General features: G+C 66.9%; 17 protein-coding genes and 2 pseudogenes. 3 read left to right on the top strand and 16 right to left on the bottom strand.

Going from position 1 to position 24140, the window contains the following annotated elements:
• Positions 1-1532: 1532 nt before the first annotated feature.
• The 6 genes from FGX59_RS18890 to purC all read right to left on the bottom strand — a co-directional run bounded on the left by FGX59_RS18890 (position 1533) and on the right by purC (position 10172).
• Complete coding sequence (locus FGX59_RS18890; RefSeq protein ID WP_138468689.1) at positions 1533-4751, bottom strand: ribonuclease E/G; 3219 nt, start codon at positions 4749-4751, stop codon at positions 1533-1535.
• A 415-nt stretch (positions 4752-5166) separates the two neighbouring features.
• Complete coding sequence (locus tag FGX59_RS18885; protein WP_138468688.1) at positions 5167-6501, bottom strand: sigma-54 dependent transcriptional regulator; 1335 nt, start codon at positions 6499-6501, stop codon at positions 5167-5169.
• A gap of 3 nt (positions 6502-6504) precedes the next feature.
• Positions 6505-8283, bottom strand: coding sequence for an ATP-binding protein (locus tag FGX59_RS18880; RefSeq protein WP_240722566.1), 1779 nt, complete (start codon positions 8281-8283; stop codon positions 6505-6507).
• Positions 8284-8375: 92 nt separating this feature from the next.
• Positions 8376-9047 (bottom strand): phosphoribosylformylglycinamidine synthase subunit PurQ, encoded by a 672-nt coding sequence (purQ, locus tag FGX59_RS18875; protein WP_138468687.1) that lies wholly within the window; start codon positions 9045-9047, stop codon positions 8376-8378.
• A complete protein-coding gene (purS, locus tag FGX59_RS18870; protein WP_138468686.1) occupies positions 9047-9286 on the bottom strand; it encodes a phosphoribosylformylglycinamidine synthase subunit PurS in 240 nt (79 codons plus the stop codon). Before purS ends, purQ begins: the two co-directional genes overlap by 1 nt.
• Before the next feature lie 127 nt (positions 9287-9413).
• Entirely contained in the window at positions 9414-10172 is a 759-nt protein-coding gene (gene purC, locus FGX59_RS18865) for a phosphoribosylaminoimidazolesuccinocarboxamide synthase (RefSeq protein ID WP_138468685.1), read from the bottom strand.
• A gap of 158 nt (positions 10173-10330) precedes the next feature.
• Between purC and FGX59_RS18860 the strand changes: the two genes are divergently transcribed.
• Positions 10331-10645: a DUF1476 domain-containing protein gene (locus tag FGX59_RS18860; protein ID WP_138468684.1), complete on the top strand. Its 315-nt coding sequence runs from the start codon at positions 10331-10333 to the stop codon at positions 10643-10645.
• Positions 10646-10762: 117 nt separating this feature from the next.
• The gene (locus FGX59_RS18855; protein WP_171060716.1) at positions 10763-12730 is read left to right on the top strand and encodes a phosphatidylglycerol lysyltransferase domain-containing protein; all 1968 of its coding nucleotides are present in this window, start codon (positions 10763-10765) and stop codon (positions 12728-12730) included.
• A gap of 5 nt (positions 12731-12735) precedes the next feature.
• Here FGX59_RS18855 and FGX59_RS18850 read toward each other — a convergent pair.
• Positions 12736-13575: pseudogene (locus FGX59_RS18850) on the bottom strand (PA0069 family radical SAM protein); the annotation flags it as partial.
• Positions 13576-13676: 101 nt separating this feature from the next.
• Here FGX59_RS18850 and FGX59_RS18845 point away from each other — a divergent pair.
• Positions 13677-13829: pseudogene (locus tag FGX59_RS18845) on the top strand (ATP-binding protein); the annotation flags it as partial.
• 293 nt (positions 13830-14122) lie between these two features.
• On the opposite strand, the gene FGX59_RS18840 reads toward FGX59_RS18845, so the two are convergent.
• From FGX59_RS18840 to FGX59_RS18800, 9 genes are all read right to left on the bottom strand, one after another.
• Positions 14123-15235 (bottom strand): caspase family protein, encoded by a 1113-nt coding sequence (locus FGX59_RS18840; RefSeq protein WP_138468681.1) that lies wholly within the window; start codon positions 15233-15235, stop codon positions 14123-14125.
• A gap of 18 nt (positions 15236-15253) precedes the next feature.
• Positions 15254-17740: an effector-associated domain EAD1-containing protein gene (locus tag FGX59_RS18835; RefSeq protein ID WP_138468680.1), complete on the bottom strand. Its 2487-nt coding sequence runs from the start codon at positions 17738-17740 to the stop codon at positions 15254-15256.
• Between the two features lie 18 nt (positions 17741-17758).
• Complete coding sequence (locus FGX59_RS18830; RefSeq protein ID WP_138468679.1) at positions 17759-18592, bottom strand: hypothetical protein; 834 nt, start codon at positions 18590-18592, stop codon at positions 17759-17761.
• 2 nt (positions 18593-18594) lie between these two features.
• Positions 18595-19551 carry a hypothetical protein gene (locus FGX59_RS18825; protein WP_138468678.1) on the bottom strand — a complete coding sequence of 319 codons (957 nt, stop codon included), beginning with the start codon at positions 19549-19551 and terminating at the stop codon, positions 18595-18597.
• Positions 19551-20876, bottom strand: coding sequence for a GTPase-associated system all-helical protein GASH (locus tag FGX59_RS18820; RefSeq protein WP_138468677.1), 1326 nt, complete (start codon positions 20874-20876; stop codon positions 19551-19553). Before FGX59_RS18820 ends, FGX59_RS18825 begins: the two co-directional genes overlap by 1 nt.
• A gap of 294 nt (positions 20877-21170) precedes the next feature.
• Positions 21171-21455 carry a DUF4268 domain-containing protein gene (locus tag FGX59_RS18815; RefSeq protein WP_255471607.1) on the bottom strand — a complete coding sequence of 95 codons (285 nt, stop codon included), beginning with the start codon at positions 21453-21455 and terminating at the stop codon, positions 21171-21173.
• A 311-nt stretch (positions 21456-21766) separates the two neighbouring features.
• Positions 21767-23293, bottom strand: coding sequence for an ATP-dependent RecD-like DNA helicase (locus FGX59_RS18810; protein WP_138468675.1), 1527 nt, complete (start codon positions 23291-23293; stop codon positions 21767-21769).
• Positions 23211-23663 (bottom strand): hypothetical protein, encoded by a 453-nt coding sequence (locus tag FGX59_RS18805; RefSeq protein ID WP_138468674.1) that lies wholly within the window; start codon positions 23661-23663, stop codon positions 23211-23213. Before FGX59_RS18805 ends, FGX59_RS18810 begins: the two co-directional genes overlap by 83 nt.
• Positions 23660-24121 (bottom strand): hypothetical protein, encoded by a 462-nt coding sequence (locus FGX59_RS18800; protein ID WP_138468673.1) that lies wholly within the window; start codon positions 24119-24121, stop codon positions 23660-23662. The genes FGX59_RS18805 and FGX59_RS18800 overlap by 4 nt, the downstream gene beginning before the upstream one ends.
• Positions 24122-24140 lie beyond the last annotated feature (19 nt).

The following is a 24140-nucleotide window of genomic DNA, read 5'->3' as shown; positions in this document are numbered from 1 at the left end:
ACCAGCTTGCAGGGCGCCGCCCGGTCCCGCCCCTCTCCGGGCAGCCGCGGAACCGGCACACGCGGCGCTAAGAGGCCGACGGGCTGTCAGGTAGCGCCCTGCCAAGCGAAGTCGCATATCAGCTGAGAAAGAGATCTTCCCGTGGAATCAGCGCTACCGGTCATGGCGCGTGCCGCCGCGCTCTCCCACGCCCTGCCGCAGGACGCACCGGTCAAGTGACAGCATGGCGCTTTCGGACCACCGGCCGGCCAGCATCTGGTGCGATCCCGAGATGCGCTGCCGAGCCAAGCCGATACGGACAGCGCTTGCCCGCAGGCACTCCCGGGGCCGCGCCAATCTGCTCCGTCCAAGCTTGAGGATGAAATTTGGCCTGACGTTTCGCCGAAGACCAATCCGCATGGCGCGTCCGGTTCGGGCCGAATCCGCACCGCCGCGCCCTCTGCGCGACATTGAGGTCGGCGGCGGAACGGAGCGGGTCAGGGCCGGAGATCAAGGTCCGCACTGCCGGGGAATGGCACCTGCGCAAGCGCCCCCCTCCGCCCGGCGTCCAGGAGAACGGTCGCTATCGCCTTGGCGAGCGGTGGCTCCACCGGCGCGGCGGGGATCACCTGCCGTCGGCAAAGGGACAGCCAGCCAAGTCCGGAATTGCCCGAGCGGCTCTCGCTAGGTCGGGAGTTTCGGCAAAAGAGGCCCGGCACGAAATCCCGAGGGCAGGATAGACGACATCCCGATCCGCCTCGCCGTCATGAACCGCATCCCGGCCCCGGGAAGGGTCGGAATCGTCCCCCCGCCCGTGTCCTCGAGGGATGGAACCCTTCAGAGATCGCAACGACTTGCGCGACAACGCCTCGCCGCGGCAGGCCGATCATCCCACCGATGGATGCAAAAGGAATGGCGGGTCACGGCCCAGCCATCCGGCAGCAGCCAGTGTCGTCATCGGAGACGGGAGGACAGTTGCCGATCTCGGAAGGTGCGAGGTCGGATGATCGACTTGCCTCCGACACGGTCCTTGATCGGGCTTGCGCGGCCCCACCGGGGCCACGGTCCCTCTCAAGTGCCCTGGATGATCTCGATCATGAGGGCCGTTTCCGGGACTTTCGCGGCCCCACTGGCGCCACGGTCCCCTTCATCTCCGCGTCGCCGTCCAACGCTTGATACGGCGTCCATCGTCCTGCTCATTGCGACATTCTCCCTTGTGGCATGCGCAGGTTGTCACTGGATCGATGCACCTCCGCGATCGGGAGAGGGCGGCGAGAACGGCCAGCGCGCTTGCGCAGACGGGCCGGACGATCGCCGATGGCAGCGCCCTTGCCGAGGCGCAAGGTCGATTGCCGCCCTTCCGGCGGGCATGGGCGCTGCATGGCGGGCACGCGGACAGCCGCCGCGGGGAACGAGCCGCCTGCGCTGACCCACGCCGCACAGCCATGCCACCTGCCTGGCGCCGGGATGCGTGGCGCCGCAGCCGGAACGCGAAGGGCCGCAGCGGTGCTCCGCTGCGGCCCTTGTCATGCTGTTCGTCCGGTCAGGTCAGGTCAGTCGACCGACCACCAGCCGCGGCGCTTCGGCTTGGCCGGTTCGGCCGACGCCGTTTCCAGCTCGGGCTCGGGTTCCGGCGCCGGGGCGGCGGGGGTCTCCGCCACTTGCGGTTCGGGCTCGGCCGGGGCCTCGGGAGCGGGCTCCGGCTCGGGCGCGGCGGGCTCTTCCGCCGCTTCCGGTGCCGCCGGTTCAGGCTCTGCCGGAGTTTCCGCGACCGGTTCGGCCGGGGCTTCGGCTTCGGGCTCCGGCGCCGTCTCGGCGACGGGCTCGGCAGAGACCTCCGCTTCCGGCTCTGCCGCAGCTTCCGCGACCGGCTCGGGCCGGGGCTCCGCCTCGGCAGGCGCTTCGGCGACAGGCTCTGCAACAGGCTCCGCAGGCGCGTCTGCGACCGGCTCGGCCGGAGCGTCCGACACGGCCGTCTCCGTCGCGGGCTCTGCCGACTCGGCCGGGGCGGCCGTCACTGCAGCAGCGGGCGCTTCGTCGTCCTCGCCGTTTTCGCCCTCGCCATCGGACTCGGACCCGTCCTCGCCACCCGGCCGGCGGCGGCCACGGCCGCCACGGCGGCGGCGGCGGCGCTTCGGCTGGTCGTCGCTGCCTTCGGTCTCGTCATCCGAGCCGGAGGCCTCGTCGTCCTGGCCGTCCTCGGCGCTGTCGTCGTCCTCGTCGCCGTCATAGGACTGGCTGTCGCTCTCGGCGCTGCCATCCTCGTTCGGACCGCCCTTCCGGCGGCGGCGGCGGCGGCGGCGGCGCTTCGGCTGGTCGTCCTCGGCAGCGGCCTCCTTCTCGGGCGCAGCAGCAACCTCCTGCTCCTGCTCCTCGGCCAGATCCGCTTCCAGCAGCTCCTCCTCGTCGATCTCCGGCAGATCGGAGGTGTCGACGGAGATCACCGGCGCGGACGGCACGGGCACGGCGCGGGTCGCGGTCTTGAACCGCTCCACCGTGAAGTCCGGATTGATCAGCGAGGGATCCGATTCCACCCGCACCGAGAGGCCGTAGCGCATCTCGATATTGGCGATATGGAGCCGCTTGTTGTTCATCAGGTAGTTGGCGATGCCGACCGGGCATTTCACCAGCACCTCGCGGGAGCGGCGGCGCACGCCCTCTTCCTCGATCTGGCGCAGGATCGACAGCGCCAGGCTGTCATCCGAACGGATCAGGCCGGTGCCGTGGCAGTGGTGGCAGGGCTGGGTCGTCGCCTCGATCATGCCGGGGCGCAGGCGCTGGCGCGACATCTCCAGAAGGCCGAAGCCCGAGATGCGGCCGACCTGGATGCGCGCGCGGTCGGTCTTCAGCTTCTCCTTGAAGCGCTTCTCGACGGCGGCGTTGTTCTTGCGCTCTTCCATGTCGATGAAGTCGATGACGATCAGGCCCGCCAGATCGCGCAGGCGCAGCTGGCGCGCCACTTCCTCGGCAGCTTCGAGGTTGGTGTTCAGCGCGGTCTGCTCGATCGAGCCTTCCTTCGTCGCCTTGCCGGAGTTCACGTCGATGGCGACCAGCGCCTCGGTGACGCCGATGACGATGTAGCCGCCGGATTTCAGCCGCACGACCGGATTGAACATCCCGTCGAGATAGCTTTCCACCTGGTGGCGGGCGAAGAGCGGCAGCGGATCGGTGTACTGCTGCACGTTCTTGGCATGGGACGGCATGATCATCTTCATGAAGTCCTTGGCGTTGCGGTAGCCCGCCTCGCCCTCGACCAGGACTTCGTCGATCTCGCGGTTGTAAAGGTCGCGGATCGAGCGCTTGATGAGGTCGCCTTCCTCGTAGATCTTGGCGGGCGCGAAGGATTTCAGCGCCAGCTGGCGGATCTGCTCCCAGAGCCGCTGCAGGTATTCGTAGTCGCGCTTGATCTCCGACTTGGTGCGCTTGGCGCCCGCGGTGCGGATGATCAGCCCCGCGCCTTCCGGCACGTCCAGCTCGGTCGCGATCTGCTTGAGCTTCTTGCGGTCAGCCGCCTGGGTGATCTTGCGGGAGATCCCGCCGCCGCGCGCGGTGTTCGGCATCAGCACGCAGTAGCGCCCGGCCAGCGACAGGTAGGTCGTCAGCGCAGCGCCCTTGTTGCCGCGCTCTTCCTTGACCACCTGGACCAGCATGATCTGCCGGACCTTGATGACTTCCTGGATCTTGTAGCGGCGGGGACGCGGCTTGGAGCGCGGACGGCGGGCCTCTTCGACCTCTTCCTCGATATCGTCGGTCTCGACGTCCTCGATGGTGTCGTCGTGCTCGGCTTCCTCGGGCTCGTTCTCGTGGAGCGGGACCTCGGACTGGCCGTCATCCTCGTCCGCGCCGGTGTCCGAAACCTCCTGGGAGGCGACGAAATCCGACGGGCCGGACGCAGCCATGTAGCTCGGCGGCGTGTCATCCGCGGGCTTCTCGTCCTCTTCGGCCTCTGCGGCAGGCTCTTCCCCGGCCGGCGTCTCCGCCTCGGGGGCCTCTTCGGCGGCGTCCGGCTCTGCCGGGGCCTCTGCCTCTGCCTCAGCCGGAGCAGCCTCTTCGGCCGCAGCCGGTTCGGGAAGCTCGGCCGGCGCCTCGGCCGCGGCTTCCGGAGCCTCGGCGGCCGGGGTCGCGATCGGGATCTCGACCGCGCCGGCAGGCGCTTCGGAGCTCACCGCGGCATCCGCGACGGCCTCGACCGGCGCTTCGGAAGTTTCCTCGGCGCTGACCACGGCCATGCCGCCCTGTTCGCCGACCGGCGACAGGAGGGGATCGTCCTCGGGATCGAGATCGACCACGTCCATGCCGGGGATGGCGCGGTCCTTGCCGGTCTCGCGGGGCGCCTCGGGCGCCTTCTCGGCGGCGTCCTTGGCCTTGGAACGCGAGCGGCTGCGGGCGGGCTTCGCCTCGTCGCCGTCCTTGGACTTGCGCGTGCGGCGGCGCGAGCGGCGCTGGCCGTCCTCGCCGTCCTCGTCATCCTTCAGCGATTCCGCATAGGCGCGCTCTTCGGCCATCAGCGCTTCGCGATCGGCCACCGGGATCTGGTAGTAGTCCGGGTGGATCTCCGAAAAGGCCAGGAAGCCGTGACGGTTCCCGCCGTAATCGACGAAGGCAGCCTGGAGCGACGGCTCTACGCGCGTGACCTTTGCCAGGTAGATATTGCCAGCCAGCTGGCGCTTGTTCTCGGACTCAAAGTCGAATTCCTCGACTTTGCTGCCGTCGACCACGACGACCCGGGTCTCTTCCGGGTGCGTGGCATCGATGAGCATTTTCTTTGCCATTATAACTCTTGCGACCTGCCGGGCACCGGAGGCTCTCACGCCGATAGGGCGCAGCGGCAGGATCTGGGGTCGAAGCAACGGCCGGAGCGGTGGATCGGGATTGCGGGTCAAGCGGCGTTTTCGCCCTCGCCTGCCCTGCCCTCAACCGATCCGGTTCCATCGCGTTTCATCCTTGGCCCCTGTCCGGGGCCGGTTCGTGGCCCGTCGGTCATGGCCGATGCGAGCGTTTGGGTCCCCGCAAAGGGGGGTTTCGACTGGCGTGACCCGGACCGTTTTTCGGCGCCAGAGGTCGAACCAGGGAAATCTATCGTCGGGACGCAGCCCGGTATCTCACTTAAACTGCACTTTGCCGGAATGACAATGGCAATTTGCGCGGGACAGGCCGCAAGGGCCCCGTCCCGCGCAAGTTCCGCGCTCAGGAAATGTAGTCGGAGCGGGACAGGCCGTATTTCTGCATCTTCTCGTTCAGCGTGCGGCGCGGCACGCAGAGCTCTTCCATGACCTTCGCGACCGAGCCCTTGTGGCGGCGCATGGTATTGTCGATCAGCATTTTCTCGAAGGATTCGACATATTCCTTCAGCGGCTTGCCCTCCTGGGTCATCGCCGGGGTCAGCGCCTCGTTGTCGGCCATCAGCAGCGAGGTCAGCGTCCCCTTCTCGCGCCGCGCCTGCAGCACCGCGCGGTCGGCCATGTTCGAGAGCTGCCGCAGGTTGCCCGGCCAGGGCGCCTGCATCAGCTGCGCGGCATCCTGCGCCGAAAGATCGGGCAGTTCGCAGCCGTATTCCTCGGCCGCGCGGCGCATCATCTGGTTGAAGAGCGTCAGGATGTCGTCGCCGCGCGCGCGCAGCGGCGGCAGCGCCAGGCGGTGGCAGCTGAGCCGGTGGAACAGATCCGGGCGCAGCCGCGCATCCAGCGGCTCGGTGCTGTCCTGCAGGTTCGAGATCGCGATCACCCTGGGCGCGGTCGCCTCGTCCTCGGCATCGAGCCAGGCGACCAGCTTGACCTGCGCGTCGGTGTCGAGCGCCTCGACATCCTCGAGGATCAGCGTGCCGCCGCGGGTCTCCGCCAGGATGCCCGGCGCGCCCGCCGCCTCGTCGCCGAACAGCGCCGCCGCCTGCTGGGCCGGGGAGATCGAGGCGCAGAAGAAGCGCTGCATCGGCTTGCCGGCCCGCGGCCCGACGGCATGGAGCGCGCGCGCCACCAGCGTCTTGCCGGTGCCGGTCTCGCCCTCGATGAGCACCGGCAGCGGCGACTGGCCGAAATCGAGGATGTCCTCGCGCAGCTGCACCATCTCGGCGCAGTTGCCCGCGAGCTGGCCGACCGGCGCCGAGCCGTCCGACAGCTCCTCGCGCAGCGCGCGGTTGTCCAGGTTGGCGCGGCGCGCCTCGACGCCCTTGCGCACCAGCTCGGTCAGGCGCTCGGGATCGAAGGGCTTCTCCATGAAGTCCATGGCGCCGATGCGCATCGCCTCCACCGCCATCGGCACGTCGCCATGGCCGGTGATCATGATGACCGGCAGGCCGCTGTCGAGATGCATCAGCCGCTTGAGGAAGGCCATGCCGTCCATGCCGGGCATCTTGATGTCGGTGACCACCACGCCCGGCCAGCCATTGCGCAGGACGGCGAGCGCATCGGCGGCGCTGGGGAAGGTTTCGGTCTCGAAGCCCGAGAGGCTCAGCCACTGGCTGATCGACTGGCGCATGTCCGCCTCGTCATCGACGATTGCGATCTTGATGACCTGCTTGCTCATTCACTACTCCGCCGCGGTGTCCGGTTGGCCGGACCTTGCTTGTGTTTCCGTTACTTCCGGATCGCCGATCAGCGGCAGATCCATCTTGAATATCGCCCCGCCGCCCGATCCGTTGCGGGCCGTCAGGCGACCGCCGAAGGACTTCACGATGGTCGAGGAAATCGCCAGGCCGAGCCCGACGCCTTCGCCGGGGGCCTTGGTCGTGTAGAAGGGCTCGAACAGGTTCTGCAGGTCCGAGATGCCCGAGCCGTTGTCGCGCACCGAAAGCGTCGCGACATCGCCCTGGCTCAGCACGATGTCGACCATCGGCTCCTCGACCGCCTGCGTCGCGTCGAGCGCGTTCCTCAGCAGGTTGATCAGCACCTGCTCGATGCGCACCGGGTCGGCCATCACCAGCACCGGATGCTCGGGCACCGTGCGGCTGACCCGCGCCGGGCTGCGGCTGAGCTGCGGCGCCATCATCTCCATGACCGAGGTGACGCATTCGCGCAGGTCGACCTCCATCAGCTCGTCCGCTTCCTTGCGGGCATGCGCCTTGAGCTGGCGGGTGATCGAGCCCATCCGGTCGATCAGCCCGTTGATGCGGTGGAAGGAGGACAGCGCCTCCTCCAGCCGCTGGCGCTGCATCAGCAGCCGCGCGCCCGCCAGATAGGTCTTCATCGCCGCGAGCGGCTGGTTCAGCTCGTGGCTGATCGCCGCCGACATCTCGCCGAGCGCCGCCATCTTCGAGCTCTGCGCCAGAGACTGCTCGGCCACCTGCAGGTTGCGCTCGGCCTTCTCGCGCTCGGCGATCTCGGCCTGCAGCCGCTGGTTCAGCCGCCGCAGCCGGTCGGATTCGCGCGCCAGCCGCGCCGAGCGGCGGTTCGACGACTGCGAAACCAGGAAGAAGACCAGCGCCAGCACGATGGCAAAGCCCATCACCTCGACCGCCAGCACCGCCGCCACGCGCTCGCGCACCTGGGCGAAGGAGGTGTAGGAGACCAGCCGCCAGCCCTGGAACGGCACCCGCGTCTCCTGCCGCATCATCGGCTCGCCGTCGATATAGCCGTCGCCGGGCGCGCCCGCGAAGCTGCGCAGGAAGCCGGTCGCGGGGCTGGCGGCGCCGAGGAAGTCGTCCTCCTGCAGACCGGTCCAGTAGGGCGTCGTCGACAGTACCACCCGGCCCGAGCTGTCGAGCACGAAGACCGAATCCGACAGCCAGGCCCAGCGGGGCAGGAATTTCCGCAGATCGACCTCGACCGCGATCACGCCGAGCGTATCGCCCGACTGCACGACCTTGCGGCTGTAGAAGAAGGCGGTGCTGCCCGACTCGGTCGGGCTCGCCGTGTAAATCGTGTCGCCCGAGCGCAGCGCCTCGATGAAATACGAGGCCGAGCGCTGGTTCTCGCCCAGGTTCGAGCGGTCCGACGAGGCCACCACCCGCCCGGCGCTGTCGAGCAGCAAGAGCCGCGCCGCGCCGATTTCCTCGCGGTACTTGATGAGAAGCTGCGAGGTCTGGGCGAAATCCTGCGAGGCCAGCGCGCCGAGGAGCAGCGGATCGCGCGACAGCAGCAGCGGCACCACCTCCTGGCGCTCGAGCTCGGAGATCAGGTTGCCCGAATAGAGCGCCAGCCGCACGTCGGAACGAGCCCGGCTCGACTCGGAGAAGCGCTGGCTGAGGATCTGGTTGGTGATCCAGATCAGCCCCATGGCCGCAACGAACAGCCCCAGCACGGCCGCGCGCAAGGCCCAGCTGCGGTTCGGGCCCGATGGCGGGCGCGGCTTGTCCTGTCTCTGTGTCACGCGGGGAAAATATGCGCGGGCGCGGGGAATGCCAAGCGCGCGGATGCGGCGCGCCGCCCGATAGGCGGAGCGCCGCGCGGCGTCCGTCCGGGTCAGGCCGAAACCAGCGACTCGGCCAGCGCCTTGAACATGGCCGTGCCGTCCGTGCCGCCATGCAGCGCGTCGACGGCGCGTTCGGGATGCGGCATCAGCCCCAGCACCCGGCGGTTCGCCGAAAGCACGCCGGCGATGCGGTCATCGGCGCCGTTGATGTCCTCCGCATAGCGGAAGGCGATGCGGTCCTCGGCCTCGAGCTGCGCCAGCAGGTCGCCGGTGGCGCGGTAGTTGCCGTCGTGATGCGCGACCGGAATCTCGATCCGCTGGCCCTTCTCGTAGCCCGAGGTGAAGATGCTGTCCGCCGTCTCCACCGTCAGGCCCACGGGCTTGCAGATGAATTTCAGGTTGGCATTGCGCATCAGCGCGCCCGGCAGCAGCCCGGTCTCGGTCAGGACCTGGAAGCCGTTGCAGACGCCCAGAACCGCCCCGCCCGCCTTGGCGTAGTCCACCACGGCGCGGCAGATCGGCGAATTCGCCGCGATCGCGCCGCAGCGCAGGTAGTCGCCGAAGGAGAAGCCGCCCGGAATGCCGACGATGTCGATATTGTCGGGAAGGCCGCTCTCGCCGTGCCAGACCATGGTGGTCTCGGCGCCGGTCACCTCGCGGAAGGCCACCGCCATGTCGCGGTCGCAGTTCGATCCGGGAAAGACGATGACAGCGGCGCGCATCACAGGATCTCGATCTGGTAGCTTTCGATCACGGTATTCGCCAGCAGCTTCTCGCACATGGCGGTCACGCTGTGGCGGGCGGATTCCGGATCGGTCTCGGACAGGTCGAGCTCGATCACCTTGCCCTGGCGGACGCCGCCGACGCCCTCGAAGCCCAGATTGCCCAGTGCCGTGCGCACTGCCTCGCCCTGCGGGTCGAGGACCCCGTTGCGCAGCATCACCATCACCCGTGCTTTCATGATCGTCCCTTGTGTTCTCAGTCCCGAAGCAGGCATCTGGGCCCGCGTCTAGGGGGTAGCCCGAGGGGATTCAACTCCCCTCTGAGGCTTTCCGGCGGAACAGAACGACTGTCCCGCCTCCCGGCTTTCAATTGATCAGCGTCGGCTTGATCGGGGTTGCCTGCACCGGCAGGACGCCGAGCCGCTTGGCCACTTCGGAATAGGCATCCGTGAGGCTGCCCAGATCCTGGCGGAACACGTCCTTGTCGAGCTTCTGCCCGGTCTTGACGTCCCACAGCCGGCAGCTGTCGGGGCTGATCTCGTCGGCGACGATCAGGCGCTGGTAGTCGCCTTCCCAGACGCGGCCGATCTCGATCTTGAAGTCGATCAGGCGGATGCCGACGCCATGCATGACGCCCGACAGGAAGTCGTTCACCCGCAGGGCGAGCGCGATCATGTCGTCCAGGTCCTGCTGCGAGGCCCAGCCGAAGGCGATGATGTGCTCCTCGGTCACGAGCGGATCGCCCAGCCCGTCATCCTTGAAGCAGAATTCGACGATCGGGCGCGGCAGCGGCGCGCCTTCCTCGAGGCCCAGCCGCTTGGCGAGGCTGCCCGCGGCGCGGTTCCGGACGATCACCTCGAGCGGAATGATCTCGACGGCGCGGATCAGCTGCTCGCGCATGTTGATGCGGCGGATGAAGTGAGTCGGCACGCCGATGGCGGCGAGCCCTTCCATGAAGAATTCGCTGAGGCGGTTGTTCAGGACGCCCTTGCCCTCGATCACGTCCTTCTTCTGGGCGTTGAAGGCGGTGGCGTCGTCCTTGAAGTACTGGACGAGCGTGCCGGGCTCAGGACCCTCGTAAAGGATCTTGGCCTTTCCTTCATAGACTTTCTTGCGACGTGCCATTGCGTGTTCCACCTGGGAGAGAGGCGCGCATCTGGCGCCGGGTGGGCGTCATATACGGCAAGGCCACACATCCCGCAAGGACGCCGGGAAAGGCCTTGTGCGACATCGCAAAAGACCGGAATATGTTGGTGGACGCGCACTAGGAGGGAGATGGTGCCATGACCACGTTTGACCAACGCGAAATGGGCTTCGAGTCCATGTTCGTTCGCAGCGAGGAGATGGCCTTCAAGGCAATTGCCCGCCGCGACCGCGCGCTGGCCCGCTGGGCCGGGGAACTGCTCGGCAAGTCCGGAGACGAGCTTGATGCCTACATCATCGAGGTGGTGCGTGCCGATATCGACGATCCGCGCCATCTGGCGGTGCTCCACAAGGTCCGCACCGATCTGGGCGACCTGACCACCGACGAGCAGATCAAGGAGAAGATGGTCGAGTTCTTCACCCAGGCCAAGGCCGACCTGGCCGCCGGGAACTGACGTTAACAACCCGTAAGGGCTGATCTCTTCCGGGCCGCGCCGGCGGCCCGGCGTTAGGCATTCCTTTGGATGCCCCGCCTATCGTTCCCCCGGGTCCAGGGACAGAGGGGAACGACCATGCCACCGATCTTGCCGGATGCGGCTCGGGCGCGGCTTGCCACGCCGCGGTCGCTGGGACGGGCGCTTGCCGCCCCTGCCCTGGCCGTGCTGCTCGTTCTCGCGTTCCGCGAGAAATTCCTCGACATCGACCTGGCCGCCGCGCGCGAAGCCTTCGCCCGGATCGCGCCGGCTGCCTGGGCGCAGGCGCTGGCGCTGTCCGCGCTCGGCTACTGGGCGCTCGGGCGCTTCGACGCCATCGCCCACCGGATGTTCCATACCGGCGTCGGCCAGCGGCTGGCGCGGCGCGCGGGCATGGCCTCGATGGCGATCTCGCAGATGCTGGGGCTCGGCATCCTCACCGGCGCGCTGGCGCGCTGGCGGCTGATTCCCGGGCTCAGCCCCGGGCGGGCGCTGATGCTCTCCACCGTGATGGCCGCGGGCTTCTTCGCGATCTGGGCCTGGCTCAGCATGGCGGCGCTGACCCTGCATCCAGAACTCCGTGCCGATGCCGCGCTGGCGGCGCGGGCCGGGTTCCTCGGCACCACCGGCCTCGCCGCCGTGCTGGCCTTCTGGCCGTCGCGCCTGCCGCTGCGGCTGCGGCGGCGGATGCGCAGCGCCGGGATCGGCATGCGCAGCATCGCCGCGATGACCTTCTATGCCGCGCTCGACATGCTGGCCGCGGCAGGCGTGATGCATGTCCTGCTCGACGGCGCCGCGGGCGTGCCGCTGCACATGATGGTGCCGGTCTTCCTGCTCTCGCTCGGCGCCGGGCTGATGTCGGGCACGCCCGCCGGGATCGGCGCGTTCGAGCTGACCATGCTGTCGCTCCTGCCCGCGGCGGATCCCGCGCTGCTGCTGGCGGCGATCACCGGCTACCGGCTGGTCTATTTCGCCCTGCCCGCCAGCCTCGCCGCGGTCGCGCTGGCCTGCCCGGCGCTGATCAGGCCGCGCCAGGGCGCGATCGAGCTGGAATGGCGCCGGGGCGCGGATCTGGCCTGCCCGCAGACCGGGCTTGGCCGCGCGCTGGCCGGATCGCCGCTGGCCGAGGCGCATCTGGCGCGCCAGCCGGGGCTCGGGCTGCTGTGGTCGGCCACCCGCGGCGCGGGCGCGGTGATCGGCGTGGCCGGGCATTCGCTGGTCATGCTGCGCGATCCCTTCCCCTCGGGCGCCATGGCCGAGGTCGGCGAGGAGTTCCTTCAGCTCGCCCGCGACCGAGGGCTGAGCCCCTGCCACTACAAATGCGGTGCCCGCATGGCGGTCAGGGCCCGGCGGCGCGGCCATCACGTGCTGCAGGTCGCGCGGGAGGCCTGGCTCGACCCGGCCGCCTATGACGTCGCCACCCGTGCCCGGCGGCAGCTGCGCCGCAAGCTGCGCCATGCCGGGAAGGAGGGGCTGGAATTCCTGGCCGCCGAGCCCGGCGCGCTGCCCCTGCCGCAGATGGCGCGGATCAACGCCGCCTGGGCGGAGGCGCATGGCGGCGAGCGCGGCTTCTCGATGGGCCGTTTCCACCCCTCGCTGCTGGCGCATCAGCGGATCTACCTGGCCTGGCAGGGGACCGAGCTCCGCGGCTTCGTCACCTTCCATGCCTCCGCCGGGGAATGGACGCTCGACCTGATGCGCCCGGCTGCGGATGCCACCGACGGCACGGCGCACGGGCTGATCCATGCCGCGCTGCTTGACGCCGCGGCCGAGGGCGTGCCGCGCCTGTCGCTGGCGGCCGCGCCCTTCATCGGCGGCCAGGACCAGGAAGAAAGCCGCGACAGCACGCTCGCGCGGCTGCAGACGCGGCTGGCCGGGCGGACCGGCGGGCTGGGGCTGGCCCGGTTCAAGGCGATGTTCGACCCGAATTGGGCGCCGCTCTATATCACCGCGCCGTCGCGCTGGAAGCTCCTGCGCTCGGGCGCGGAGATCGCCCGCGCCATCGCCCATCCCGAGCCATTCCGCGACCCGCGCGATCCGAAGGCCCGCCGCTTCCTGCGCCGCTGACCGGCTCAGAACAGGCTGAGCTGGTCGCCCGGGCGCGGCGGCACGCGGAACTGCGACAGGTCGAGCGGCGGCAGCGGCCCGTCGAGCCCCAGCCTGCGGCTAGCGATCTCGAAACGGCGCGCGACCAGATTGGCATGCACCCCCTCGCCCTTCATCCGCCGCCCCCAGTCGGGGCGGTAGTCGCGCCCGCCCTGGGTCTCGCGCACCCGGCCCATCACCCGCTCGGCCCGGTCGGGGAATTCCTCCTCCAGCCAGTCGCGGAAGAGCCCCGACACCTCGAGCGGCAGGCGCAGCATGATCCAGCTCGCCGCCTTCGCCCCGGCCGCCTTGCCCGCCTCGAGCACCCGCTCGATCTCGTGATCGGTCAGCGCCGGGATCACCGGCGACATCATTATGCGCACCGGCACGCCCGCCCGCGACAGCCGCGCAATGGTGCCGAGCCGCCGCGCGGGCGCGGGCACCCTGGGCTCCATCTTCCGCGCGATCGCGGGATCGAGCGTCGTCACCGAGATGCCCACCTGCACCAGATTGCGCTCCGCCAGCTTGGCGACCAGGTCGAGATCGCGCTCGATCAGCGTGCCCTTGGTGGTGATGGTCACCGGATGGCGGAATTCCAGCAGGATCTCGAGGATCCGCCGCATCACCTGGTGCTCTTTCTCGATCGGCTGGTAGGCGTCGGTATTGGTGCCGATGGCGATCGGCGCCGGCTCGTAGCCGCGCGCCGAGAGCTCGCGCGCCAGAAGCTCGGGCGCGTTCGGCTTGACCGTCAGCCGGGTCTCGAAATCGAGCCGGGGCGACAGCCCCAGATAGGCATGGCTCGGCCGCGCATAGCAGTAGATGCAGCCTGCCGTTATAACTAGCAGACTATGTCCAAAACGTATGTATGATTCAGTAAAATATCGGTAACTTTGGAATCAGCGTTAAAATTTGTTCATGTTCATCCTTCTCGATCATCGTGACGACCAACCTCGATTTCGGAGAATGGCCGTCGGTCTTCGGCGACGCCAAGATGACGACCGCGCTCCTCGATCGCCTGACCCATCACTGCGATATCGTCGAAACCGGCAACGAGAGCTGGCGCTTCAAGACCCGCGAATAGCCGAAACGCCGCTGGCCCGACGCGGCTGCGCTGTATGGTGGCTACACCGCATCGGGCCAGCTTCCGTGATGCCAGAAGGGGTCAATTTTGGACGCCGACAGGGGGTCAACTTTGGACGCCGATTGACACGCTCGAGCCTCTTCGCTGAATCCTCTTCAGATTGGGTTCATTCTTCGCGCCCCTACGCCACCCATCCGGTAAGCCAACGCCGACGTCATCCAGTTTACCCAGTCATGCCGCAACCTGCGAGTGGACGCTGTGCGCCTGCCAATTTTATGCGTAGCCGCAAAAGGTTAGCCTTGCTGCGACATTTGTGTCAGCGCATGGTGGTGAGGATAATCCTGAAGAACTGCTTGAACTAGGGTGTCCTGACTAATGTGGGCACCACCACCACCCTGTCGAAGAGTTCGAATCGCTGCGAACCAGCTGGCACGTCCCGTGCCGCTTAGACGAAGACGGGAAACATCACCCCCGGCGCGCGCCCAGATTTCTTGCTCCAAAGGACCTGCGGGGTACAGGTCGACCAGAATTTCCTCAAGCTCCCGCCAGATGCCGCCAGATACGGCGGGGTTCTGATCGGCGGCTATGCCCTTGGCTCCTCCTTGATCGAGCGCGACTGGAAAGTTGTCTTCCAGATTGCTTGCCTTGAAGATCGGGTGCTGCCGACCCGGCACTGCGCCACGGACCTTCTCGGCGACGTAGTTGAAAATCTCGAAAATGCGGATCAAACCGTCGCCATGCGTGCGAGCCGCCCCTCGCAAAGCGCCCACGAGGTGTTCGGTGAAGAGGCTGTTGCTCGCGCCTGCGAGCACAAGCGAGGTTTCGGATGCTCGCGATGATGCGATCAGGACGCGACCGATCCCCTGCGCCAATCGGTCCAACGACTTTTCGCTGAATCCAAGACTAGCAATGTTTCCGACTGCCTTGAAGCTGCCAGCACCACCGGAATGACAAGCGTCAATAAAGACGACGAGGCGTTGAACCTTGATGTCGGCTAGCAGAGAAGAGAACTCAGTCTCCAACAGAACGGTTGCCGTTACGTCGCCCGGATCGCAATCGACCGGAAGCAACGCACTCTCAGGATCGTTCGGATTGCCAAGGCGCGCACCGTGCCCAGAGAAAAAGATCATAACCGTATCGTCAGGCTTGGCGCGGTTTGCGAGCGCACCGAGTTCGCGACGGATAGCTTCAAGTGTGGCTTCGCTGTCCAGTAGCGTCGTCACGTTCTTCGGGTCGTAGCCGCAATGCGCAGAAGAGGCCAGGACGGCGCTCACCTCGCGTGCATCATTGATTACAGCTGTGGGCAATGACGATACCTTGGGGTAGGACGCGACGGCCACCAACAAGGCGTGCCCGCCCGAGAAGCCGGCCTTTTCGATTGGGTTTGATCGGGTATCGTCGCTCATATTCGCACTCGCAGCATATTACCTGTAATCGTTTCTGAGGTCGGGATCTCTAGCGAGATAGCGAACTTGGTCATTGAGTGGAAAATCTTGCCGCATCTTATCGAGCAGTTGAGCAGGTCGAAGTCCTCTGCCCTGCTTCATCTGCCCGATCGCATCCCGCCACCGGGACCGTCCGCTACCGGAGCTTTGCAGATCCGCGTCTCGTCCACCGGCCCGAGCCCAGATTTCGTTGTGATTGGGACCAGTCGGGTAGAGATCGGTGGCAAGATCCTCGAAGATTGTCCATTTCTCCTCGTAGGAAACCGCCGATAGCCCGAGCGTCCACTGCGTGAAGATGCCTATCATGTCATGGCAAACCCGGAGCGTCATCTTAACGTCGTCGCGCCCCATGCGCGCGATGCGAACAAGCTCATCCACGGTGCGGCGCCAGCGGCGATCAAGGATCAGGCGACCGAGCACCTCCGCATCACCCGACGGCAGCGATCCCCGTGCCGCCGCCCAGATCGCCAGCCAGCGGAGGAAGCGGTGCTCGTCGATCCCGGGCAGGGCGGAGGCGATCCGGACGACGGTACCGACGCCGATCGGCGCCAGCGCCTGCAGTGTGATGTCCAAGCGATCACCTGCGAGGATTGCGGCTTCAAGCTGCGGGTCCGGTGCGTAGGCGACGTCACCCGCCGAGGCAAGATCGAGCCAGCCACCGGCTGTTGCTTTCAGGAGGTTGGTCCGGGTGGGATCCGCGAGCCGCGGCCAGACCTCGGCGCGACGGGCATAGTCGCTCAGGTCGGCCAAGGGGCTCTCGGCGAGTGCGGTGATCAACTCTGGATCAACGGCACCCCCGTCGAGGTGCTTTTCAATAATCGAAATAAAGGAGCGCTGCGGGTCAGCTGGCCCCCGCCACGCTTCGGCGTTGGCGGTAAGGGCCTGAGCCCACAGCTGCTGCGCCGGCAGGGTGCTGAAATCGATATCTTTCAGGAGCTGAGGTTTTCGCGCGACCGCCTCAGCCGCGATGTGCAGGATGCGCGGCTCAGCCGTTTCGAGCGCGATCGCGAGCGCCTGTGGCGGCGTAGCGGGCCGCAACGAGGCTCTGAGCCCGTCAAGGTTGTCAGGATCGGTATCAACTGAGAGCTGTTGACGGATTGCCTCGCTTGGCGAGAGGCTCGCACCGGCAGCAGCCCCGTGTAGGAGAAGCCATCCCTTCGTGAGCGCAATGCCCGCAACCGCTTTGCCGGCGTCGAGACCGATCTTGCGAGGTACGGCGTCAGACAGGCGAGCCTCTAAACCCCCATCCTGATGGAGATGGTCGGCCAGCGTTTTCAGTGTAGCAGGTCGAATCTCAGCCCAACGCCAGAACGCTGCCGAAAACGCAGGCGAAGTCGAGCGCGAGGCAGCAGCGACTCCCGCGAGGACCGCCCTGCGCCAAGGCACGACCGCGGTCGTGGCCGAAAGGGCGTCGTCGATCGCGGACAGCATGGCCGGGTCATCAGATTGTAGGAACTTGTTTGCGCCCGTCCAGGATTCGAGGCCGGCCCATAACGTGCTCGCCGTCGGGAGTCCTGTTGTGCTCAGGTTTCTGAGCAGGAGGATGTCCGCCGCCGTGGCGCCGTGCAGTCTCGAGGCGAGCCGCCCGATCAGCTCTGCCTTGCCTGCCGTACCCATGGCGGGATCGGGCGACAGGCGCTCTACGAGCCGAAGGACGGCTACGCAGTCGTCGAAGCTCGGGCTCGACGAGGAGCCGAGCTCAAAGGCGCGTTCTAGCAAGGGTAAGTCGGCGAAACGGTCCAGCCGCGCCCCGATCTCCCGAGCGAAAGCGAGGATAGGCTCGGCCTCCGCGCTTCCGCTTAGGATCGCAGCCGCGCGCGAGACAGGTGCCGAACCAGAGGTCCCGATGATACGATGACCCATCCAGCGGGCCGTCAATACTTTGGGTGTGCAGACGAGCGACGGCTGGGGCGCATCGACCACATCATACGGACCGAAGCTCAGCCGAAACGCGAACCTGGCACGGAGTTCAGGCCAGAGGTGGAACCACAAGGCGACCACTAAGTTTTCAAACCCTTGAACGCCGATTCGCACCACGGGCCCAGTTCCCCTGCTAGTCAGGACCTCAGCTGCCGGTATCAAGTCCATGGCCGTAGGCGCCGCGAGGGTGGACTTCGTCATGTCGCACGCTTGAAGCGCATCGGGCGGCTCGGGCGCCGTGATCAGAAGCCTGATAAGCGGCCGCAGGTCAGCCGTCGTTGCCACTTCCCCGAGTGGAGCGATGATAGCATGAGACAGGACCATTCCGGCCCGAGATGCCGCCGGGTCGGCGAAGGTGCGGGCAAGGACGTAGCGGTCGCGGTGCGGGAAGCCGCTAATGAAGTGCGACCACTCCACCCCCGGAGGCGCTGTGTCGGGCAGGTCGAGGCGCGATGCCAGCTCGGCGGGAAGGCGGCTGAGATCGCTGGCCAGCCGCAAAGCATGCCCGCCGCGTACCTCACCGTATATCGCCTGCTCAACTTTCATAGATAGCGACCCTCTGCCTCAAAGTGTGTCGGCTAAGAGGCGCTGGATCGGTGACGTGAGGTCCGTGGAACGCTGGCCGCCCGGAAGAACGACGTAGCCGAATTGCTCGGGACCGCGCGCCGCGTATTCTATATCCGGATCACGGGGATTCAGTGGCCGCTCCAGCGCGGATAGGCCGAGCACGCTCGGTTCGCTCCATAAGCTATTCACGAAGCTCGAAAACATGGGGAGCCGTTGGTTTAGGACCACGGCGGGCTGATCATCGGTGCCTAACTCGTCCCAGCAACTCAGGAGAACACAGAGACGGGGGCTCTCCAACGGCTTCGTGCTAATCGCGCCCCGAATGTAGAGGAGCATCTGGAGCAATTCGATCAGCCGAGACTGGTCCGAAATCTGAACCTCGCGATTTTCAACTCCGGTGCCTTTCAGCGTGCTCAGCGGGCGCGAGAAGATGTCCTCGCTCACACGCGTTTGCTGCAGGCGGACCAACAGAAGCCAAGCAGGTGCGCCGACGACGCGCGCTTGCCAAGCCGCAGGTATGCGGCGCGTCGACGATATGGTCTTGATCTGCTCGCCGCCGTAGTCGGGCCAGACGAGCTCCGCCTTGCGTCCGTTGACGTCCACGATCGGCCAGATGCTGTCGACATAGGTGGTGGTGGGCGTGTGGCCGGCCGCCATGCCTTCGTTCAGGCTCTCCATTGCGGCCTCGAACGGCTCCAGGTTGGTGGCTGCACCGTCCATCCGCAGCTGGCCGTCGCCTTTCATCAGTCGCTTCAGGAGCTGTGCACCGTAGTGGGTCTTGCCGACACCCGACTCGCCGATGAGCAGGATAGATCTGTCGCTGGCGCTCATGATCACCTCGCCCCGAACATGAAGAGTGGGTCAGGACTTGCAGCCTCGACGGGCGGCAGGGACACGCGCTCGCGCCGAATCTCGAGCGTCCAGTTGAGGAGCTCGAGAAGACCTTGACCCGTGTCGGTGGCGTCGTCCCCGCTGGCTGTGATGCTCACCGAGAACTCATGAGCGTCCGGCATAGGGCCAAGCACGGCATCGCGGACCGCCTTCTCCATCTCGGGCGCCACTGCGACGTCCGACTTGGTCCAGACGAGCGCCACCGGACGCCCTGCGCGTTCGGCAACCAAACGGCGCGCCAAAATTTGAAGTGAACCTCGGGCCGACCCCTTGTTTGGGCCAGAAAGCGCTTCGCGATCCGCGACTAGCAAGAAGACGTCGGCGTGCTCCGCGACCCATCGAGCACCTTCGCCTTCGACAGCCTCGCGGTTTACTGCCCATTTCTGGAACCACTCGCCGGGAGCGTCGGTGAATGTATGTCCGCGAACCTCGCCGTTCGCGGTCCTGAACGCGAGGTGGAGGAGGCCAGGCGCTCGGCCGCTGCGGCTAGACGTGTGCGGTGGAAAGTTGGGCTGCTGCCCGGGTCTCCAACGTAGCGCACTTGCCACGGCTTCCCACCCGGCGAGCGAGTAAGAGCCCGCAAAGCGTCGCTCGTCGGATCCGGTCAGACCGCGGCCGACGAGCAGGTACCAGGCGGCCAGCAAGGTGGTCTTCCCCGCATTCTGCGCCCCTACGATGCCGACGACCAACGGCTTTGTTCGCCCGGCGATGAAGGCGAGGTCAACGAGACCTATGGCGCTTCCCGACCAAGGGAGCAGAAGTTCGTCGGTCTCCGATCCATCCTGCGCTGCCGCTGCCTCGTCCGGGCGCTTCCACTCTGAGCATTTGGCGCGATCCAAGAAGCCCAGGTCGCAAGTGCTTTCGGGCGCGAAGCACGTAGGTCGGGAGCACGCGGTCATCAGGATTCACTTCCTCGCTTCTTGGCCCCTGCCCCCATTTGTGTTGCACGAGCGGCCTGCAACTCTCTGAAGATCCAAGTCGCCCATTGAGGCACGGTCAGCGGCGTCGGTGCCGGAACACCGACGCGCGCACGAAATCCATCTTCATCGAGAGTCGAGCGGCCGGAGCCGTGTCCGAGAAGTGTCAATACCGGCCCACGGCCTGCCAAGTCGTGAACGAGCTGCGCCGCAGCTTCCCGCAACGGCGCGAGCTCCGGAGAGACCATGGCCTCCTCCAAAAAGCCAAGGATTGGTCGCCCTGCGGCGGGATCGAGGGAGGGAATGCTCAGAACCGCCTCATGAAGAAAGGCGGAGACGCTAGCCGGGGAGAAAGTTGGAACCTGCTGATGCAGATCGAATGCCATCAAAACTGCCGCGGTCGATGTCGGCAGCTCGCGATAGCTCACGCGAGCGCTTGGTGAAAAAAGGCTTTCCTTCCACCAGATCAGGTTCGTACGTCGCTGAAGACCAGCTGTGGCGCTGGTTACCGCTTGCAATGTTTCGGCAACATGCTCCGTCACGGCTTGAGCAAGGCTCTTCAAGGGGTCGGAGAGGTCGATGGGTTCGACATTCGCCTCCTCCCCGGCCGCATCCACCACGTCGGCGATGGCGTCGGCCAAGCGTGTACTGAACTCCTGGCTCCAATTCTGGTTACTGTTGGGCCAGTGAGGGTTACCTTCGGTCGGTTGCCCTCGGCCATTGCTGGGACCGGCAGCCGCCAAAACGTGCGTTTTGAGCGCCTCTCTATCGACTTTTTCAATCGGCGCTACCACGGAGACAGCTTTAGGAGCCTCGAAGGACAGGGCAGGCGCAGTGATCGAAGATGGCATTGCCCATTCTGCTTCGGCTCGCGCGTCGACGCTCCGTTCGATATCCGCGACCACATCGATCCAAATCCCGCGCTCGTTGCCGGCCTCCATGAACGGCAAGGCATTGCGGGCAGAGGTCACGAAGGCGACACCAATCTTGTCGTCCTCGGCCGCTGCGTGGACAAGAGCGTCGAGCAGTATCGCCCGGATCACGGCGACCGGCGTTCCCGAGAAGGTGTTGACGTAGGTGGCCCAGCGTTTCTGGAGTGCTTCGGCGGCTTCCTTGATGATCGGGTCATCTTCTGGAGCCTCTGGGTCAAAGGCTATGAGGGCGAAAGCAGAGGCCTTGAACGGCATTTTCTTAAGGGTGACCGCGAGGTCACCCACTGTTTCCTTTAGCCGGTCAAGCTTCGCGTCGTCACCACCTACGTTAATGAGACCGGCACCTAGGAAGCGTATCAGAATATCGGAGGCCACAAATTCTCCCTTGGGCAATTCTTCCGCCCAGCTTTTTCCTGCGATTCAGACATATAGATTTGAGTTACTTAGGTCAGATTTCCCCCGTTGGCCAAGTACAAACTTCAACCATAAGGAAGCGGGCTGCAATGTCTATCGCAGGAGATAGCTGCTACCATTCACTCCTCACGCCTTGACGAATGGCAGCCAGGGATCGAGGCTGGCCGGCGAGCAGCCGGAAAAAGCGCCTGTCCGACATTTACCCGCCATCGCTATGGATGGTTCCTCCTGTATGGTCGTGGACCCTGAGCTGGTTCATGCCATCTCAGTTCTGGCGATCGCTACTGTCGAAGCCTTTCTTGCAGGCCAGTTCAGCTGCGCGCCGAAGGCAGCCTCGACCTCCGCGCGGCAGGCATGCAGGTGCTGGAAAACTTCGCCGTTTCGGGAGCGGTCCGCGTGGTCCAGTCTCAGCTCGACCTGCGCGAAGGTCTTGCCGACCTCCAGGCGCAGACTGATGCCGGGCGCGCCGCACCTGGCGGTGACATGCAGGGCGTCCGAAGGCGGCACGCCCGATAACAGGGGCATGGACGCGGCCTGCATCCTCGCCAAGACATAGGTCTAGAATTCTTTCCGGAGACTGGCAATCGCCGCCGGAACCTGGCGCTGCGCGGTACCTGAGGGATGGTGCCAGGGTGTGGCGATTGACGGCGGCAGACCCGGCGGATGCTGGCGATGGCGGCGTGTCGCAGACACGGTGGCAGAGGTCGCAGGCCGAGCCGGGCCTGCCGCCGTCAACCCCTCACTACCCTAGCCCGGAGGCCTCCGCATGGCATGGAAAGCCGAAGGAATGCCCGCCGAGGCCATAAGGGCGGGATCCGATCGGGCAGCGGGACCGCGTCAGCATTCCGCCATCACGGCGGCGCCGCATCTTGGGGCTGTCGTCTGCCGGCGCCACTACAAGCCGCTCCTGATGCAATATGTGCCCTAGCAAGGGACAGCCAGTCGCCGAAGCCGACGTCCCGCCGCGCCACGACGGAGGCACGATGAACCGCCTGGTCGAGGGCGCTGCGATCCCCGAGGAAGATCACCTGCTCCTCGGCGCGGGTCAGCGCGGTGTAGATCAGCGAGCGGTCGAGGATCCGGCTTGCGAACACCGGAACTATCACCCGGCGCCACTGGCTGCCCTGCGCCTTGTGGACGGACACCGCATAGGCCAGCTGCAGACACGGCCCGTCGGCGGGCGGGAGCTCGTGCAGCACCCCGTCGAGCATCGCCGTGATGCAGGCGGGACCGATCCGCAGGACCCGGCCCATGGAGCCATTCGTCAGCCCGCGCCCGGCGTCGTTCCGGGTCCAGATCACCGGCTCGCCCTCGGCAACATGTCCGCTCTCCGGCAAGGGCCTCGCACCGCGCCGCAGGGCGATGCCGTGGAAATAGCCGTTGATCGTCGCGATCTCGCGGTTCGTGGGGGCCACGATCTGGATGTCGTCACGATCGGTGCCCGCGCCGGCGAGGGCCCGGCCGATGGCGTGGAGTTCGGCGGTCAGCCGGTCCGGGCTGCAGGGTGTGAAGGTCACGCCAGGTTCGGCCCCGGCAAAGCCGGGAAGCTCCGCGATCTCCCCATGACGCACGCCCTCGGCAAGGGCCGGAATGCCGGTCCTTTCGTCCTGGCGATGGACCCGGTCGAGGATGACGCGCGCCACGCCGCGGTCCGTTGCGAGCAGGTGGAACACGACCCCGGGGCTGACCGGGGGCAGCTGTGCGGGGTCGCCGCAGAGGAGGAGCGATGCCCCCCCGAGCCGTCGCAGCAGACGCCAGATTTCCACCAGCCCCAGCATAGAGGCCTCGTCGGCGATGAGCGCGATGCCCGCATCGAGCGGGCCTTTGGCCTGTTCCTGCTCGAGAAGAAAGCGGGCGACCGTGATCGCCCGGCGGCCCGTCGTCTCTGCGGCGCGCTGTGCGGCGCGTCCCGAGAGCGTCACGATGAGCGGGGTGCGCCCGACCGCTTCCAGCGTCTCGCAGATGCCGCGCAGCACGGTGGTCTTGCCGGACCCCGCATATCCCGCCAGAACCATCAGGCGATGCCGGTGGGCCATCCGTATTGCCTGACGCTGCGCCTCCGTCAGGACAAAGTGCCGGGCCGCGTCGCAGTAGGCAAGCAGCGAGTCCAGCGCCCTGTCAGGCGTGATGCCGGTCATCGGCGGCACGGTTGCGAGGCGCGAAAGCTTGATGGCGCATTCGGCTTCCATATGCGCGGTACCGGGCGGCTGCAGCGCACCGGCAAGCCGGACAGCGCCGCCGGAGGTGACGGCCGCCTCTGCCAGCCCCGCCATCGCCCTGCGCCCCAGCAGCCGTTCAGCCGCGCGCAGGGCGGTGCTTGCGCCCAGCCGGGTGGAGCCGCGCCCAAGGCAGGCGGCGCCGGTCAGCACAGCTTCCATCGCCGCAATGTCGCGGCGGGGGTCGTCGGCCCCGATCCCGACCGCCCGGGCTATGGCGTCGACGGAGGGCCAGCCGGATCGCCACGGCGAGCGGCATGCCGGCGCCGATCCGATGCAGCCAGTCCAGCAGTTCCGCCTCTACCTGCCGCACCTCCAGGGCGGCCGCGGCGGCGATCGCGGGCTCCTCTCCGACGATTTCGACAACACGCTCGTCCAGCGCGAGGATCGCGTCCCCGAGCCCGTCTCCGAACGCGACTGCCAGGGCCGCGGCCCTGCGTGGCCCGATGCCCCGGAATGCCTTCTCGCGGGCGATATATCCGGCCAGCAGGCTGGTCTCGCGAGGCAGGCTCGCCGGTGCGAGCTGCGTCACCGCTGCCCCGGCGGCGCGAACCGGCCCCCCAGGGCGATCAGTTCGGCCACGTCGTCGCCCCGCAGGATCTGCGCCCGGAGGCTCGCGATCTCGGCGCGCATCTCGGCCAGTCGCCGTTCGGCCTGCGCCAGCTGTCGCTGCACCTCCAGCAGCCGCGCGGCCGGGACCATTTCGGCCGTGTCGACACGGGCGGGCGGCACATCTTCTTCGGGCGCAACGGCCCCGCGCCGGCTGAAGGCGATGCCGTGCCTCCCGGCATGGTCCAGGAGCAGGGCGCGGATCGCGGCATTGCCGTCGATCTGGCCGTTGCTCAGCCCCGCCAGGCGCTTGATCTCGGCATGCCAGAGCGCGCCCTTCCTGGTCGGAAGGGTCGTGCCGCCCGCCTCGCAGGACGCGATCAGGTCGCGAACCCGGTTCTCCGCGTCCCGCGCAATCTCGGCATTGGTCTTTCTCGCCATGGCTGGCCTCCCTTGCGAT

The organism is Poseidonocella sp. HB161398, assembly GCF_005870025.1.
Lineage (GTDB): Bacteria > Pseudomonadota > Alphaproteobacteria > Rhodobacterales > Rhodobacteraceae > Mangrovicoccus.
This window is presented reverse-complemented; position numbering and strand designations above follow the sequence as displayed.

What these genes read in the sequence shown, in the direction of transcription:
- FGX59_RS18835 (WP_138468680.1), bottom strand. Translation starts at nt 17,740, where the DNA reads ATGAAAGTTGAGCAGGCGATATACGGTGAGGTACGCGGCGGGCATGCT.
- FGX59_RS18800 (WP_138468673.1), bottom strand. Translation starts at nt 24,121, where the DNA reads ATGGCGAGAAAGACCAATGCCGAGATTGCGCGGGACGCGGAGAACCGG.
- FGX59_RS18815 (WP_255471607.1), bottom strand. Translation starts at nt 21,455, where the DNA reads ATGCAGGCCGCGTCCATGCCCCTGTTATCGGGCGTGCCGCCTTCGGAC.
- FGX59_RS18890 (WP_138468689.1), bottom strand. Translation starts at nt 4,751, where the DNA reads ATGGCAAAGAAAATGCTCATCGATGCCACGCACCCGGAAGAGACCCGG.
- purQ (WP_138468687.1), bottom strand. Translation starts at nt 9,047, where the DNA reads ATGCGCGCCGCTGTCATCGTCTTTCCCGGATCGAACTGCGACCGCGAC.
- FGX59_RS18885 (WP_138468688.1), bottom strand. Translation starts at nt 6,501, where the DNA reads ATGAGCAAGCAGGTCATCAAGATCGCAATCGTCGATGACGAGGCGGAC.
- FGX59_RS18840 (WP_138468681.1), bottom strand. Translation starts at nt 15,235, where the DNA reads ATGAGCGACGATACCCGATCAAACCCAATCGAAAAGGCCGGCTTCTCG.
- FGX59_RS18860 (WP_138468684.1), top strand. Translation starts at nt 10,331, where the DNA reads ATGACCACGTTTGACCAACGCGAAATGGGCTTCGAGTCCATGTTCGTT.
- FGX59_RS18830 (WP_138468679.1), bottom strand. Translation starts at nt 18,592, where the DNA reads ATGAGCGCCAGCGACAGATCTATCCTGCTCATCGGCGAGTCGGGTGTC.
- FGX59_RS18810 (WP_138468675.1), bottom strand. Translation starts at nt 23,293, where the DNA reads ATGGAAGCTGTGCTGACCGGCGCCGCCTGCCTTGGGCGCGGCTCCACC.
- FGX59_RS18825 (WP_138468678.1), bottom strand. Translation starts at nt 19,551, where the DNA reads ATGACCGCGTGCTCCCGACCTACGTGCTTCGCGCCCGAAAGCACTTGC.
- purS (WP_138468686.1), bottom strand. Translation starts at nt 9,286, where the DNA reads ATGAAAGCACGGGTGATGGTGATGCTGCGCAACGGGGTCCTCGACCCG.
- FGX59_RS18855 (WP_171060716.1), top strand. Translation starts at nt 10,763, where the DNA reads ATGCCACCGATCTTGCCGGATGCGGCTCGGGCGCGGCTTGCCACGCCG.
- purC (WP_138468685.1), bottom strand. Translation starts at nt 10,172, where the DNA reads ATGGCACGTCGCAAGAAAGTCTATGAAGGAAAGGCCAAGATCCTTTAC.